13 protein-coding genes and 1 pseudogene are annotated in these 14,295 nt (G+C 63.5%); 7 read left to right on the top strand and 7 right to left on the bottom strand.

Features of this window, described 5'->3' with window-relative positions; translation table 11 throughout:
• The first annotated feature begins 41 nt into the window (after positions 1-41).
• Together ACHMXK_RS03755 and ACHMXK_RS03750 are read left to right on the top strand one after the other, a co-directional pair.
• Positions 42-1,070: a DUF58 domain-containing protein gene (locus tag ACHMXK_RS03755; protein WP_397437810.1), complete on the top strand. Its 1,029-nt coding sequence runs from the start codon at positions 42-44 to the stop codon at positions 1,068-1,070.
• A 36-nt stretch (positions 1,071-1,106) separates the two neighbouring features.
• Complete coding sequence (locus tag ACHMXK_RS03750; protein ID WP_397442433.1) at positions 1,107-2,150, top strand: VWA domain-containing protein; 1,044 nt, start codon at positions 1,107-1,109, stop codon at positions 2,148-2,150.
• A gap of 597 nt (positions 2,151-2,747) precedes the next feature.
• Here the strand turns inward: ACHMXK_RS03750 and ACHMXK_RS03745 are convergent.
• The 6 genes from ACHMXK_RS03745 to ACHMXK_RS03720 form a co-directional block, all read right to left on the bottom strand.
• The gene (locus ACHMXK_RS03745; RefSeq protein ID WP_397437808.1) at positions 2,748-4,010 is read right to left on the bottom strand and encodes a hypothetical protein; all 1,263 of its coding nucleotides are present in this window, start codon (positions 4,008-4,010) and stop codon (positions 2,748-2,750) included.
• A gap of 30 nt (positions 4,011-4,040) precedes the next feature.
• Positions 4,041-4,787 (bottom strand): hypothetical protein, encoded by a 747-nt coding sequence (locus tag ACHMXK_RS03740; protein ID WP_397437806.1) that lies wholly within the window; start codon positions 4,785-4,787, stop codon positions 4,041-4,043.
• A 30-nt stretch (positions 4,788-4,817) separates the two neighbouring features.
• A complete protein-coding gene (locus tag ACHMXK_RS03735; protein ID WP_397437804.1) occupies positions 4,818-5,405 on the bottom strand; it encodes a hypothetical protein in 588 nt (195 codons plus the stop codon).
• Between the two features lie 26 nt (positions 5,406-5,431).
• Positions 5,432-5,707: a DnaJ domain-containing protein gene (locus ACHMXK_RS03730; protein ID WP_397437802.1), complete on the bottom strand. Its 276-nt coding sequence runs from the start codon at positions 5,705-5,707 to the stop codon at positions 5,432-5,434.
• 219 nt (positions 5,708-5,926) lie between these two features.
• Positions 5,927-6,700: a lipoprotein-releasing ABC transporter ATP-binding protein LolD gene (gene lolD / locus ACHMXK_RS03725; protein WP_397437800.1), complete on the bottom strand. Its 774-nt coding sequence runs from the start codon at positions 6,698-6,700 to the stop codon at positions 5,927-5,929.
• Entirely contained in the window at positions 6,693-7,949 is a 1,257-nt protein-coding gene (locus tag ACHMXK_RS03720) for a lipoprotein-releasing ABC transporter permease subunit (protein ID WP_397437798.1), read from the bottom strand. Before ACHMXK_RS03720 ends, lolD begins: the two co-directional genes overlap by 8 nt.
• 56 nt (positions 7,950-8,005) lie before the next feature.
• On the opposite strand from ACHMXK_RS03720, the gene ACHMXK_RS03715 reads away from it, so the two are divergent.
• Both ACHMXK_RS03715 and recJ read left to right on the top strand, forming a co-directional pair.
• Positions 8,006-8,953, top strand: coding sequence for a phosphoglycerate mutase (locus tag ACHMXK_RS03715; RefSeq protein WP_397437796.1), 948 nt, complete (start codon positions 8,006-8,008; stop codon positions 8,951-8,953).
• The gene (gene recJ / locus ACHMXK_RS03710) at positions 8,950-10,674 is read left to right on the top strand and encodes a single-stranded-DNA-specific exonuclease RecJ (protein WP_397437794.1); all 1,725 of its coding nucleotides are present in this window, start codon (positions 8,950-8,952) and stop codon (positions 10,672-10,674) included. Before ACHMXK_RS03715 ends, recJ begins: the two co-directional genes overlap by 4 nt.
• Before the next feature lie 369 nt (positions 10,675-11,043).
• On the opposite strand, the gene ACHMXK_RS03705 is transcribed toward recJ, so the two are convergent.
• Positions 11,044-11,715: a glutathione S-transferase gene (locus ACHMXK_RS03705; protein WP_397437792.1), complete on the bottom strand. Its 672-nt coding sequence runs from the start codon at positions 11,713-11,715 to the stop codon at positions 11,044-11,046.
• Between the two features lie 93 nt (positions 11,716-11,808).
• On the opposite strand from ACHMXK_RS03705, the gene ACHMXK_RS03700 reads away from it, so the two are divergent.
• The 3 genes and pseudogenes from ACHMXK_RS03700 (at position 11,809) to ACHMXK_RS03690 (ending at position 14,219) form a co-directional block, all read left to right on the top strand.
• Positions 11,809-12,669: a 3',5'-nucleoside bisphosphate phosphatase gene (locus ACHMXK_RS03700; protein ID WP_397437790.1), complete on the top strand. Its 861-nt coding sequence runs from the start codon at positions 11,809-11,811 to the stop codon at positions 12,667-12,669.
• Positions 12,666-13,572: pseudogene (locus ACHMXK_RS03695) on the top strand (DMT family transporter). The gene ACHMXK_RS03700 and the pseudogene ACHMXK_RS03695 overlap by 4 nt, the downstream one beginning before the upstream one ends.
• An 11-nt stretch (positions 13,573-13,583) precedes the next feature.
• Positions 13,584-14,219 carry an L-threonylcarbamoyladenylate synthase gene (locus ACHMXK_RS03690; protein WP_397437788.1) on the top strand — a complete coding sequence of 212 codons (636 nt, stop codon included), beginning with the start codon at positions 13,584-13,586 and terminating at the stop codon, positions 14,217-14,219.
• Positions 14,220-14,295: the final 76 nt, after the last annotated feature.

Genomic DNA, 14,295 nt, shown 5'->3' with positions numbered 1-14,295 from the left:
GCCCCTGCTTGAAGGAGAGAGCACCCGCTCGCTGACTGATGATGAAAAACTGGCTGCGTAAATCCGTTCGGACTGAGCCTGCCGAAGCCGCCGGCCGCGCTTCGGAAGCACCGGCGCGCACCAAAGCCGGCGGCCACGCTGAACAGGTCTTGCGCCGCCTCGAATGGACGGTGTTGCGCCGGCTTGACGGCCTGTTGCAGGGTGACTACCGCACGCTGATGCGCGGCACCGGCATGGACCTGGCCGACCTGCGCGAATACCAGCACCACGACGACGTGCGCCATATCGACTGGAACGTGACCGCGCGTTTGCAGTCGCCGCATGTGCGGGTGTTCACCGAAGATCGCGAAATGGCCAGCTGGTTTTTGCTGGACCTCAGTCCCTCGGTCGACTTTGGCTCCGGCCAGCAGCGCAAAAGCCAGGTGTCGGCCGAGTTTGTCGCCTTGCTGGCACGGGTGTTGACACGCCACGGCAACCGCTTCGGCGCCATGTTGTACGGCGCCGGGGTCGACACCGTCTTGCCCGCACGCGGCGGCCGCCAGCATGTGTTGCACCTGCTGCACACCATGATGGCGCGCCCGGAAACCACCGCCGCCATGAGCACCCGCCTAGATGACTTGCTGCGGGCGGCCGCCAACCTGATCCGCCGGCGCTCGACGGTGTTTGTGGTGTCGGATTTCATCAGCGAACCCGGCTGGGAAAAAACACTGGGCCAGCTGGCACAACGCCACGAAGTGGTGGCGGTGCGCCTGCTCGACCCGCTGGAGCTGGCGCTGCCCGACATCGGACTGCTCCCCATCCGCGATGCGGAAACCGGCGAGCAGTTGCTGGTGGACACCCACGATGCAGGCTTTCGCCACCGCTTCGCACGTATTGCCGCCCAGCGTGAAGCCGATCTGCGACAAGCCCTGGTGCGCGCCGGCGTGGATACTCTGGAACTGTCCACCGACGGCGACCTGGTCGATGCCGTCATGCGTTTTACCGACATGCGCAAACGGCGCGGCCAAGCGTCGGGCGCGGCCGGCAAAGGACGGAACAAACTGCCCGAACATCTCAAGGCGGCCGCCTGAACCCGGCGCCAGGGAGAACCCCCAATGAACGCCCCCGTGACCTTCCTCTGGCCCCAGTTTTTGTGGCTGCTGCTGGCCCTGCCCCTGCTGGTGGGGCTGTATGTCTGGTTGTTGCGGCGCAAAAAGAAAATCGCGCTGCGTTATGCCAGCCTGTCCATCGTGCGCGAAGCCATGGGCGCCGGGCAAACTATCCGCCGCCATATTCCGCCGCTGCTGTTTCTGCTGGCCATGGCCGCCATGCTGCTGGCCGCATCGCGGCCGTTTGCCGTGGTCGCCTTGCCGTCTCAGCAGGAAACCATCATGCTGGCCATGGATGTGTCGGGCAGCATGCGTGCCACCGATGTGCAGCCGAACCGCCTGGTCGCCTCGCAAAACGCCGCCAAGGCCTTTCTGGCCGAGTTACCGCGCGGTGTGCGTGTTGGCATCGTGGCATTTGCCGGCACCGCCTCGGTGGTGCAAGCCCCCACCCTGAATCGGGAAGACCTGGTGGCCGCCATCGACCGCTTCCAGCTGCAGCGCGCCACCGCCATCGGTAACGCCATTGTGGTGTCGCTGGCCGAGCTGTTTCCGAATGCTGGCATCGACCTGGCGTCGCTGACCTATGGCCGCAACCGCAGCAACGGCATCGCCATCGACCAGGCACCCCAGGAGGCCAAAAAAGAATTCACGCCGGTGGCGCCCGGCTCCTACACCTCGGCCGCCATCATCCTGCTGACCGATGGGCAACGCACCACCGGTGTCGACTCGTTGGAAGCGGCCAAGATGGCCGCGGACCGCGGCGTGCGTATCTACACCGTGGGTATAGGCACGGTGGATGGCGAAACCATTGGTTTTGAAGGCTGGTCCATGCGCGTCAAACTCGACGAGGAAACCCTCAAGGCCATCGCCAACAAAACACAAGGCGACTACTTTTACGCAGGCACGGCGAGCGACCTGAAAAAAGTTTATGAAACCCTGAGTTCGCGCCTGACCATAGAGAAAAAAGAAACCGAAATTTCCGGGCTGCTGGCTTTGGCAGCCGCGGTGCTGGCCTTGTTGTCGGCCGGCTTGTCGATGTTGTGGTTCAACCGGATTCTTTGAGGCTGCCGACTGGCGTGTAAGAAGCCGGCATCACGCTGCGCCTTCGGTCTGCTTTGGACAGCAGGACTGACTCCCCACTCCCACCCCTAACCCCTCCCTCGCCCCGCTGGGCGATGGAGGGGGACTTCATTTGGCCGTGTGTGCTGCAAACGCGTGCATGAATGACGGTCTCTAGGGCGTGACAGGACGCGCTTCGCGCGTCCTGTCTCCTCGCATTGGTTTTTCTCCCCACCCCTTCTGTATGCGCCGAGGAGCGCAGGGAAAGCGGATCAGGGCTCGCGATTGTCTGAGCCGAAGGCGAGTTCGAGCGAGACCCCGCTTTTGCCGAGCACCGCAGGTAGCCCGTAGCGCAGCGAAGGGACGCAGACAGCAGGGTCGCCTTTTCTTTTGCTTACTTTTCTTTTGGCGACGCAAAAGAAAAGTGAGTTGCTGCCGGGCAACCCCGGCTTGCCGGCAAACCTCAAACATTGAAAGCAAAAACGGCGGCCTCGACAGGCGTATTCGCTATAAATTCAATAGCTACTTACACCCACCAGACAAGGACAAACAACCGAAAATGCTTATAAAACCCACGCCAACACCCCACAACAGGCTGCATCAGCCTGAAGACTTCACATGGCACTCGCGCCGCAACAAAGCCACAGCGTCCTGCAACGCATGCACCGCGTCGCTTTGCAGCGTCTGCTGCGCCTCATCCACAAAGTCGTCCCACAAACGAAGATAACCGTCCTGGTGCTGCGCAGGCGCATGCTCCAGGATGTATTGCTGCGCCAGCTCGGGCTGCATCCCTGATTTCTGGATTTTGCGCACCAGGCTGGCCGCGCCTTTTTCCGTCAGCAGCGTTTTGAGCGGGGACGCGGTAGCCACGCACAAAAACAGGGTCAGCAGCGAACCATCATCGCTGTTGCCCCCGGTGGCTTTGTGCCAGGCCGCCGAGGTCTGGCGGTCGTGGTGATCCACCTCGTTCAGCCCATCTTCCACCCAGAAGTAGCGCCCCATAAAGGCCGGGCTTCGGTCGAAGAGTTGCCGGGCCGGCAAGGCAGGGTCCAGGATTTTCGGGATGTCGGCGATCACGGATTGCCGCACCACCTCGACCGCCGCCCGCAAACGGGCCGGCAGTTGCGCCGGCAAGGCCATCGTCAACACCGGCGCTTTCGCCTTGGTTTTTCCGGCGGCCGGGGCCAACGCGTTTTTTTTGCGCAAGGCGGTCACGGTTTTTTCAAAGCTGATCCAGTCCGGCATCTCGCTGCGGCCGGTCGCCAGCATCAGCAGCGCGGTGCGAATCACCGCTTCCGCGTCTTTGCCGGCCTCTTCAAGATCATCGGCTTCCAGGCCCAGCTGGTCGGCCAGCCAGATGGCCGCATCGATCACCTGGGCCACCTGTTCGCGTTTGGCCAGTTCGGCCTGGTAGTCGGCCAGGCTGCGCAGCGACCATTTGGCCAGCAGCGGAATGTGATCGTCGCGGAAACCTCTGCGCTCATTCATGCCGAAGTGGCTGTTCTGCGGCATGGCAATCAGCGCTTTGAGCATGTCCGAGCCGCCTTTGGAGCGGGACAACAGGGAATGGTCACGCAGCGATTCGGCGGCTTGCCGCAAGTCGCCCTCGCAACTGCTTTCCAGATAAAGGCTCACCAGGTTGACCATGCGGTCCCTGGCTTTTTCAAGCTCGGGGCGCAAAAACTCGCTGCCGAAATAACGCGCAATCTGCACCATGCCCTTGGGCGCTTCGGTGCACATGGCGTCCAGCTTTTGCGGATCGAGCAGGCCGTGCAACACGCCGTACTGCAGCGCTTTTTCAAAAAACGGGCGCGCGTCGTAAAGCGAAACCGACGAAAGAACAGGTGAGGCTGGCGTGGACATGGTGAAGTTTTTCGCGGGCTCAGGCCTGACTCAGATGGCCGATTCCTCGTCCGACTCGCGCGCCGTCGGTGTGGCCTTGCCGCGATCGGTATCGCCGGTCTCGACCTTGCCATCGTCCTCTTCTTCGTCCTCTTCTTCGCCAAAGGCCGCATCATGGGCGCTGACCTTGGCGCGCAAGACCATCATCATTTCGATGAACAGGTCGGGGCACTCGTAACGCAGAATCCAGGCGAGTTGCATCCAGTCCTGGTCGGCCACTTCGTCCTGCTCGAGAATGGGTTTCACATAGGCCGAGGCCAGCAAGGCAGCCTGGGACAACATCTCGCCATGCTCTTCCATGGCATCAAAACTTCCGGTGCGGGCAAACGCTTCGACACGGCTCCACTTCTCGGAAAAATAGTCGGCCAGGGCTTCGCTGCCGCCCTCCAGATCACCGATCGCCGTTAAAAATTCCAGCGGATCCGCGTCGTCCCGGAAGATCACCGCGTTGACCATGCCGCGCAAATGGGTGCGCGTGAAGTCCTTGTAGAGCTTTTCGATCACCACCGCGCGCGCGAACTGCTCGGGCGACACCAGCAGGTTGACCACCGAAGCTTTGGAATGGTCGTATTCGCGGATGACGGCCAGGATGTCCTTGGGCGGCAACATCTCCAGCACCACCATCAAGGCGGCATCACCCTCGGTATCGGCCAGCTCAACCAGCGCGGACTCGGCGCCGACGATGTCGCCGGCCGCAATCAGGGTTTGGGTTTTTTCGATCAGGGCAAGGTGGTTCATGGCGGGTTCAGCTTCCGTTTTTTGTTCGGTTTATCGGTCTTTGCGGTCAAAGCCCTGGTCGACCAGCCAGTCGGCGCCGGCCTCTTGTTTGGCCCGGGTATCGCCGCTTTGATCGTCGCCGCCGTCCCCATCACTGTCCAGGACCATCAGGCCATCGTCGCCGTCATCTTCCTCGTCGTCTTCATCCTCATCGGATTCGTCGTGGCCGCCGCGTGCAGCCAGCGCCGCACCGGGCTGGCCAGCCATGAATTCCAGGCCTGCGGCCACCGTCAAAAACTGCTCGCCGCCGGGCGCTTTCAGAATCACATCGGCCAGGTCCTGCGCCCACGGCGTCAGCTCAATCCCCTCCGCCACGCTGCTCCACGCGGGAAATACCTCTGGCGCATGGCCCAGCAGGTGATTCATCACGGCCGGCGACTTGAAGTTAAAGCCCTGATGAAAAATCACCGCCACCATCTCGGGGCTGAGCGCCATCATCTGCAGCAAAAAGTCGATTTCCTTGCGTTTCTCGGCCAGGCGCTGGCGCAACACGTCGCGGCCCTCGGAGTCAAACCGCAAGTCATCCATCTCGGACTGGTAGGCCGAACGCAGGTCGAGGAAAAAGGGGGAAATGGTCATGCAGGTTTTTTTTCGTGGTGCGCGGTTTAGAGCAAGGGGTTGAAGTAGGTCTGCCAGATCTCGCGCGCCGTCTCTATCGGGCTGTCGAGCAGGTTGCGCCTGCGGTTGTCGTCGTAAGCCTGGCGTTTGTCCGCATCGGACAACACCTCGTAAGCCTCTTGCACCGCCCGAAACCGAGCGGGCGCCTCAGGCGCGGCGTTTTTATCGGGGTGCCAGGACGAGGCTTGCTGGCGAAAGGCTTTTTTGACATCGGCCAGCGTTGCAGCGCTGTCCAGTCCAAGGGTGGTGTAGTGATCGGTCATGCGGGTGGTGCGGGGTCCTGGAAGCGGAAACGACAGGCTTCTGCGGCATGTTGGGAGGGTTCACTGGCCGTCAAAATCGCACCGGGGCGCACAACGAGCGAGCCGATGATTATGCCCGGCCTGTATAACATGCGGGTGAACCGGGCTTTTGCAAGGCGCTGGCTCAGGCTTGGGACCCCGACGCTGCCCCGAAAAAACCGCCACCGGCGTGGCGGCGCCTCAGTCCCACTCGGACAAACGCCCGGACACCAGCCTGAAACGCCGGCCGCAACGTGCCGCCAGGGTTTCGTCATGGGTGACCATCACAAAGGCGGTGCCGACATCGCGGGCCAGTTGCATCATCAGTTCAAACACACCGTCGGCGGTGCTCCGGTCCAGGTTGCCGGTGGGTTCGTCGGCCAGCACGCAGGCCGGCTGCGTGACCAGCGCGCGGGCAATCGCCACCCGCTGGCGCTCGCCGCCCGACAACTCGGCGGGCCGGTGGTGAATGCGGTCTTTCAGCCCCACACTCGCCAGCATTTTTGTGGCAATTCGCGCCGCTTCAGCAGGCGTTTGACGCCGAATCCACAAAGGCATGGCGACGTTGTCCAGGGCGCTGAACTCCGGCAGCAAGTGATGAAACTGGTAGACAAACCCCAGGTGCTGATTGCGCAAATCACCCTGCTCGGCCGCCGACAGCTTGGACAAGGTTTGGCCCTTGAGCTCGACCTCTCCGCTGGTAGGCGCGTCCAGCCCCCCCATCAAATGCAGCAAGGTGCTTTTGCCCGAGCCCGAAGCGCCCACAATCGCCAGCGTTTCGCCGGCCAACACCTGCAGGTCCACGCCATGCAACACGGTCAGGTCAATCGGACCTTCGTGGAAGCGTTTGGTCAGGCCCTGGGCACTGAGAACGACCTCCCCATTCAAGCCGGGGCCGCGGAGCCGGCTTTGCCGGGCCGCAGGCGCAGCGGCCCCCTCAGGGGGCAGCGAAAGCGTGGGGGTCATATCACTCATAACGAAGGGCCTCGGCAGGATTGACGCGGCTGGCACGCCAGCTCGGATAAATGGTCGCCAGAAAAGCCAGCACCAGCGCAATCACCACAATCGGCATGATGTCGGCGTATTGCGGGTCGCTGGGCATGCGGCTGATCAGGTAAATGTCTTTGGGCAAAAAGCTGGCGTTCAGCAAACGCTCCAGCGCCGGCACCAGCACGTCGATGTTGAGCGCAATGGCCAGGCCCAGCAACAGGCCTGACAAGGTGCCGATGACGCCGACCAAGGCGCCCTGCACCATGAAAATACCCATGATGCTTTTTGGGCTGGCGCCCAGGGTGCGCAGGATGGCAATGTCGGCGCGTTTGTCGGTCACCGTCATGACCAGGGTGCTGACCAGGTTGAAGGCCGCCACCGCGACGATCAGCGTGAGGATGATGAACATCATGCGTTTTTCGAGTTGCACGGCGGAAAACCAGGTCCGGTTCTGCCGCGTCCAGTCGCGAATCAAGAGGTTGCCGCTGAGGCTGTGTGACAGTTCGGCCGCCACCTCGCGCGCCTGGTTCAGGTCCTTGAGCTTGATACGTATGCCGGTCGGGCCTTCGAGCCGGAAAATTTTCGCGGCATCGTCCTGGTGCAACATGACCAGGGCCGAGTCATATTCAAAATGGCCGGAGTCAAAGGTGCCGACCACCGTCATCTGTTTCAAACGCGGCACCACACCGGCCGGCGTGATCTGGCCGCTGGGGGCGATCAGGGTCACGCTGTCGCCTTCGCGCACCCCCAACGACCGCGCCAGCTCGCCGCCCAGCACCACGCCAAACTGGCCGGGTATCAGGCGGGGCAAGGCCGTGTCTTTCAGGTCGACGGCCAGGTCGGTGACCTCGCCTTCGTGCGCCGGGTCAATGCCGCGCACCATCGCGCCTTTCATGTCTTCGCCGCGGGCCAGCAGGGCTTGTGCCGCAATAAAAGGGGCGGCACCGACCACCTGCGGGTTTTGTTTGATCTCGGCCAGGGTTTTTTGCACATCGGGCAAGGCCGCGCCATTGGGCGCAAACACCTCGATGTGCGAGATCACGCCCAGCATGCGGTCGCGCACCTCTTTCTGGAAGCCGTTCATCACACTGAGCACAATGATCAGCGCCGCCACCCCCAGCGCGATGCCCAGCATGGAGACACCAGAGATAAAAGAAATAAAACCGTTGCGCCGCGTCGCACGGCCCGCGCGGGTGTAACGCCAGCCCAAAATCAGCTCGTAGGGGATTTGCATGGCGCAATTGTGGCATCAGGCGGCGTCACGCCGGCGCCATCCGGGACAATAGGCGTATGTCCGACAAGCTCCATCTCATCATTCCCGGCGCCGTGCTGCCGCACGAGGCCGGCGCGGCCCTGCCGCCATTACCGCCGCTGGGGCCGAATCTGCGCGCGCTGCTGGCGGCGATGGCGCCGGCAGAACGTATCGAATGCGGCGAAGACAACCCCTCCGCACCTTATGAACTGGCGTTGGCGCAGGCCAACGGCCTGCCGGGTGAGCCCGGCTACCTTCCCTGGGCGGCCTTTGAGAGCGGCACGGTCGGCCTGCCTTGCGCCTTTATCCAGCTCTGCCACTGGCAGGTGGGCGCGGACCACATCATGTTGTCGCCGCCCGAGCAGTTGGCGGTCGACGACGCGACCTCGCTCGTCCTGCTGGCCGCCATGGCGCCTTATTTTATGGAAGACGGCATCACGCTGCAGCCTTACGGCAAGCAGCCCGGCACCTGGCTGGCCACTGGCGAGGTGTTTCGCGGCCTGCGTTGTATGTCGCTGGACCGGCTGCGCGGGCGGCGCCTGACCCCCGCCCTGCTGGACGCGGTCGGCGCGCCGGCCGCCACCTTGCGCCGCCTGCAAAACGAGATGCAGATGCTGCTTTACACCCACCCGGCCAACGACAGGCGGCAGCAACAAGGCCTGGGGCCGGTCAATTCTTTCTGGGTCACAGGCGCCGGTGTGCTGGAGCGCGCCATCCCCGTCGCGACCGACGTGCGTATCGAATCGCGCCTGCTCGCGCCGGCCCTGCGCCACGATGCCGCGGCACACACGCAAGCCTGGCAAGACGTGGATGCCGATGTATGCGCCAGCCTGCTGGCCCTGCTGCGCGCAGGCGGTGAGGCGCGCCTGAGCTTGTGCGGCGAACACGCGGCGCAAGGCTTTGTGCCTGCCAAAACCGGCTTCTGGCGCCAATTTAAACAATTTTTAGGGCTCCAGCCCATATGGGACGGACGTAGTCAGCTATGAAAATAATAGTACGCGAAGTACCCCCACGCAGCGTCTGGGCCTTGCAGCAGGCCGGTGTCCACCCGCTGCTGGCGCAGTTGTTTGCCGCACGCGGCGTCTTGAGCGCCGACGAACTCGACGACGGCTTGGCCAGGCTGCTGCCGCCCGCGTCCATGAAAGGTTGCGCGGAGGCCGCCGTCTTGCTGGCCGATGCCATTGCGGCGCAGAAAAAAATCTGTGTCGTGGCCGACTACGACTGCGACGGCGCGACCGCCTGCGCAGTCGCCCTGCGCGGCCTGCGCCTGCTGGGCGCAACCCAGGCCAGCTACATCGTGCCGGACCGCGTGGTCGACGGCTACGGGCTGACCGCGCCTATTGCCGAACGGGTCAAGGCCACCGGTGCCGACATCCTGGTCACGGTGGACAACGGCATTGCCAGTCTGGACGGCGTGGCTCGCGCCAGCGCGCTGGGCATGCAGGTGCTGGTGACCGACCACCACCTGCCGGCGCTGAAAGATGGGCAAATCGTGTTGCCCGCCGCCGATGTGATCGTCAACCCGAATCAGCCCGGCTGCGGTTTCGAAAGCAAGTCGATTGCCGGCGTGGGTGTGATGTTTTACGTGTTGATGGCGCTGCGCGCCGAGCTGCGCAAACGCGGCGTGTTCGACGCCGCCACCCAACCCAAACTCGACACCTTGCTGCCGCTGGTCGCGCTGGGCACCGTCGCCGACGTGGTCAAGCTGGACGCCAACAACCGCCGCCTGGTCGCGCAAGGCCTCAAACGGATTCGCAGCGGCGCGCTGCCGGCTGGCGTGGCGGCCCTGTTCACGGCCGCCGGCCGCGTGGCCGCCGTGGCGACCAGTTTTGACTTTGGCTTTGCCTTGGGCCCACGCATCAATGCCGCGGGGCGCCTCAGCGACATGACGCTGGGCATCGAGTGCCTGCTGACCGACGACGCGGGCCGCGCCGAGGAGCTGGCCAAAACCCTGGACGGCATCAACCGCGAACGCCGCGACATCGAAGCCGACATGCGCGAGCAGGCCCAGTACGCCGCCGACGCCATGATCGACGAGAACGAAGAACCGCCGCCGGCGATCGCGATTTTTGACCCGGACTTTCACGAAGGTGTGGTCGGCATCGTGGCCTCGCGCATCAAGGACAAATTACACCGGCCGACCTTTGTGTTTGCCGCCAGCCAGGCGCCGGGCAAGGAACACGAACTCAAGGGCTCGGGCCGGTCTATCCCGGGTTTTCACCTGCGTGATGCGCTGGACCTGGTCGCCAAACGCCATCCCGGCGTGTTGCTGCGTTTTGGTGGTCATGCGATGGCGGCCGGCTGCACGATTGCCGAGGAAAATTTCGACGTTTTCGAGCACGCCCTGCAAGAGGTCGCGCACGAGTGGCTGGACGCCGCCACCCTGACACGGCGTCTGGACACCGACGGTCCGCTGGCGCCCGAATACCGGCGCGCCGACCTGGTGGACACCTTGCACAAGGAGGTCTGGGGCCAGGGTTTTGCGGCGCCCACCTTCAGCGAAGAAGTCGAGGTCGTGTCGCAACGCCTGGTCGGCGAAAAACACCTGGCGCTCAAACTCAAACACCAGGGCCAGCCGGTGGACGGCATCTGGTTCGGCCACACCGAGTCTTTGCCGGCGCGTGTGAAGCTGGCCTTCCGGCTGGATGCGGACGAGTGGCAAGGCGTGAAACGGGTGCGTTTCCTGGTGGAGGCCGCCGAGCTGTAGTGCTTGTCCGACGGCCCCTGGATAGGGCAGCCTACAGCCGGCCGCTGGCCTGGCATTCATGCTCTGGATTGAGGCGGCGTCCACATCGGTGCGCCACTCCAGCTCCAGAGGAATCCATGAACACCATCATTTACATCGTCGGCCTTGTTGTCATCATCGGTTTCGTCCTGTCCTACTTCGGTTTCCGTTGAACTTCAAGCATTTCAGGGCTGCAGCCCAATATTTACGGACGTAAGCAGCTATTTATTTTGTAGCGACGGTGATGCGTGGCCACGCGTTTCCGGTTGACGCAGGATGCCAGCCTGCTATAACATTCATAGCTACTCGCAACCACCCCCACAGGGCTGAGATCCCAAAAACACCCAGCACTCAGGTCATGATGTTGTATTCGCCGCCCCGTTCGATGGCGCGCTGGTAGGCCGGCCTGGCGTGGATACGCTGCAGAAAATTCATCAGGCGCGGCCGGCTGGCATTGAGGCCGCCACGTGCAGCCGCCGCCTCCAGCGGAAAACTCAGCTGGATGTCGGCACCGCTGAACTCATCGCCGGCAAACCAGGCGCTTTTGCCCAGTTCGCCCTCGAGGTAGTCCAGGTGTTGCCGGATCTGCGGCTCGATAAAACCGCTTTTGGCCTTGCCGGAAATCGCCCTGGCAATCGGTTTGACAAAAAACGGCATGGGCGCGGTCTCAATCTTGTCGAACACCAGTTTGAGCAGCAGCGGCGGCATGGCCGACCCTTCGGCGTAATGCAGCCAGTAGCTGTAACGCAGGCGCTCGGGCGTGCCGGCGGCCGGGGCCAGCCGCCCTGCGCCGTAACGCTCGATCAGATAATCCACAATCGCGCCGGACTCGGCCAGGGTCAGATCGCCATCGGTGATCACCGGCGATTTGCCCAGCGGATGTACCCCGCGCAGCGAAGCCGGCGCCAGCATGGTTTTGCGGTCGCGCTCGTAACGCGTGATCTCATACGGCAGCCCCAGTTCTTCCAGCAGCCATAAAACCCGCTGCGAACGGGAGTTGTTGAGGTGATGCACAGTGATCATGAAATAGTCCCGGTAAGGTCCTGACAGCCAAGGCGAGCGCCCATGGTAGGGCATCACACTGCAGCCGCCAGGCATAAAGCCTAAAATAAAAGCGTGACTTCCAAAAACATCCTGAACGCCGACCTGCATTGCCACTCTGTGGTGTCGGACGGCACGCTGACCCCGGAGGCACTGGCAGAACGCGCCAAAACCAACGGCGTTGAACTCTGGGCCTTGACCGACCACGACGAAATCGGCGGCCAGCACCGCGCCGCCGCCGCGGCCAAAGCGCAGGGCCTGCGTTACCTGACCGGCACCGAAATTTCGGTGACCTTTGCCAACGAAACCGTGCACATCGTCGGCCTGGGCTTTGACCCCAACGACGTGGCCATGCAACAAGGCCTGCACGCCACACGTGGCGGCCGCGGCCAGCGCGCCATGGAGATGTCCGACGGCCTGGCCAAGGTCGGCATCCAGGGGGCGTATGAAGGCGCGCTGAAGTTTGTCGGCAACCCGGAGCTGATCTCACGCACCCACTTTGCCCGCTTTCTGGTGGAGTCCGGCGTCTGCAAGGAGACGTCCGAGGTCTTTCGCAAATACCTGACCGAAGGCAAACCCGGCTATGTGCCGCACCGCTGGGCCAGTCTGCGTGATGCCATCACCTGGATCACCAGCGCCAAGGGCGTGGCCGTGATCGCCCATCCCGGGCGCTACAAGTTCACGCCCAATGAGGAATACGCGCTGTTCACCGAGTTCAAATCGCACGGCGGCCAGGGCGTCGAGGTGGTGACCGGCAGCCACACCACGCAGGAATACCTGAAATACGCCGAAACCGCCAAGGAGTTTGGCCTGGCCGCCTCGCGCGGCAGCGACTTCCACTGCCCCGATGAAAGCCACACCGACCTGGGCACGCTGCCCTTTTTGCCGGGCGACCTGACGCCCGTCTGGGAGCTTCTGGAAGACCGCATCCAGTGAAGCGGGTGCCTTCGGCCCTGGCAGGCATTGCGCTGGTCATCGCGGCGGTGGCCTGTTTTGCCACCTTGGACACCACCACCAAATACGTCAGCGCCAGCGTGCCTATCTTGATGGCGCTGTGGTTTCGCTATTTTTTCCAGGCCGTGGCCACCACCGCGACGATGCTGCCCCCTGCGGGGTTGGCGCGTGTTGCGCACCGCCCATCCGAAATTCCAGTGCCTGCGCGGCCTGCTCTTGCTGATGAGCAGCCTGTTTGCGTTTCTAAGCCTCAAATACATGCCGGTGGCCGAATTCACCGCCATCGGGGCCATCGTGCCCCTGATCATCACCTTGCTGGCGGCCACCGCGCTCGGCGAAAAAGTCTCGCCCCTGCGCTGGTCGCTGGTGATAGGCGGCTTTATCGGCACCTTGATCATCATCCGACCGGGCGGCGACGATTTCGACTGGGCCCTGCTGCTGCCGCTGGGCATGGTGGCCACCAACACCGGTTTTCAGGTGCTGACCAGCAAACTGGCCCGGACCGAAGACCCGATCACCATGCATTTGTACACCGGCTGGGTCGGCACGTTGCTGGCCTCGGTGGCCCTGCCCTTTGTCTGGACAAGTTTGCCTTCGTGGTCGCTCTGGGGCTGGTTGCTGCTGATGGGGGTGGCCGCCACGGTCGGGCATTTCCTGCTGATCCTGGCCTACATGCGCACGCCTGCCGCCACGCTCACCCCCTATCTCTACGCGCAAATCGCTTTTGCCATGCTGGGCGGCTGGATCGCTTTTTCCCATGTGCCCGACCGCTGGTCCATGGCCGGCGTGGTGCTGATTGCCATTTGCGGCGCCGCCGGCGCCTGGCTCACGGCCCGCGAAAGCCGCGCGCTGAACCAGTTCAACGTGCGACCGGCCGAATCCTGAAATAATCGCGCATGGCTCAGTTTTTCGAGATCCATCCCGACAACCCGCAAGCCCGGCTGCTCAAGCAGGCCGTCGCCCTGCTGGCGCGCGGGGATATCCTGGCCGTTCCCACCGACTCGAGTTACGCGCTGGTCTGCCAACTCGACGACAAAGCCGCCGCCGACCGCCTGCGCCGCATACGCGGGGTGGACGACAAACACCACCTGACCCTGCTGTGCCGCGACCTGAGCGAATTGGCCAACTACGCACGTGTCGACAACAAACAGTACCGCCTGCTCAAGGCCGCCACACCGGGGCCGTACACCTTCATCCTCGAAGCCAGCAAGGAAGTGCCGCGGCGCCTGAGCCACCCGTCCCGCAAGACCATAGGCCTGCGGGTTCCCGACCGCAAGGGACTGCAGTTGCTGCTGGAGCTGCACGGCGCCCCCCTGCTGGCGACCACCTTGATCCTGCCCGGCCAGACCGAGCCGCTCAACGACGCCAACGACATTCGCGAGCGCCTGGGCCACGAGCTCGGCGCCGTAGTCGACGCCGGTGCCTGCCCCCAACAACCCACCACAGTGATCGACCTGACCGACATGGGCCAGGGCGGCGAGCCGGTGGTGGTGCGGCAGGGACGCGGTGCGCTGGCGACACTGGGTCTTTAGCGCGCCGAACGGGAATCCGGCCAACGCGGGCTCCCCTTCAAGCCAGGGCCGCGGAACCGGCTTCGCCGGGCCGCAG

The organism is Polaromonas sp. UC242_47 (assembly GCF_044452385.1).
In the GTDB taxonomy this organism is placed as follows: domain Bacteria; phylum Pseudomonadota; class Gammaproteobacteria; order Burkholderiales; family Burkholderiaceae_C; genus Polaromonas.
This window is presented reverse-complemented; position numbering and strand designations above follow the sequence as displayed.

Coding starts and splice junctions, on each gene's coding strand:
- ACHMXK_RS03730 (WP_397437802.1), bottom strand. CDS start 5,707: ATGACCGATCACTACACCACCCTTGGACTGGACAGCGCTGCAACGCTG.
- lolD (WP_397437800.1), bottom strand. CDS start 6,700: ATGAGTGATATGACCCCCACGCTTTCGCTGCCCCCTGAGGGGGCCGCT.
- ACHMXK_RS03755 (WP_397437810.1), top strand. CDS start 42: ATGAAAAACTGGCTGCGTAAATCCGTTCGGACTGAGCCTGCCGAAGCC.
- ACHMXK_RS03690 (WP_397437788.1), top strand. CDS start 13,584: ATGGCTCAGTTTTTCGAGATCCATCCCGACAACCCGCAAGCCCGGCTG.
- ACHMXK_RS03745 (WP_397437808.1), bottom strand. CDS start 4,010: ATGTCCACGCCAGCCTCACCTGTTCTTTCGTCGGTTTCGCTTTACGAC.
- ACHMXK_RS03735 (WP_397437804.1), bottom strand. CDS start 5,405: ATGACCATTTCCCCCTTTTTCCTCGACCTGCGTTCGGCCTACCAGTCC.
- ACHMXK_RS03705 (WP_397437792.1), bottom strand. CDS start 11,715: ATGATCACTGTGCATCACCTCAACAACTCCCGTTCGCAGCGGGTTTTA.
- ACHMXK_RS03740 (WP_397437806.1), bottom strand. CDS start 4,787: ATGAACCACCTTGCCCTGATCGAAAAAACCCAAACCCTGATTGCGGCC.
- recJ (WP_397437794.1), top strand. CDS start 8,950: ATGAAAATAATAGTACGCGAAGTACCCCCACGCAGCGTCTGGGCCTTG.
- ACHMXK_RS03720 (WP_397437798.1), bottom strand. CDS start 7,949: ATGCAAATCCCCTACGAGCTGATTTTGGGCTGGCGTTACACCCGCGCG.
- ACHMXK_RS03715 (WP_397437796.1), top strand. CDS start 8,006: ATGTCCGACAAGCTCCATCTCATCATTCCCGGCGCCGTGCTGCCGCAC.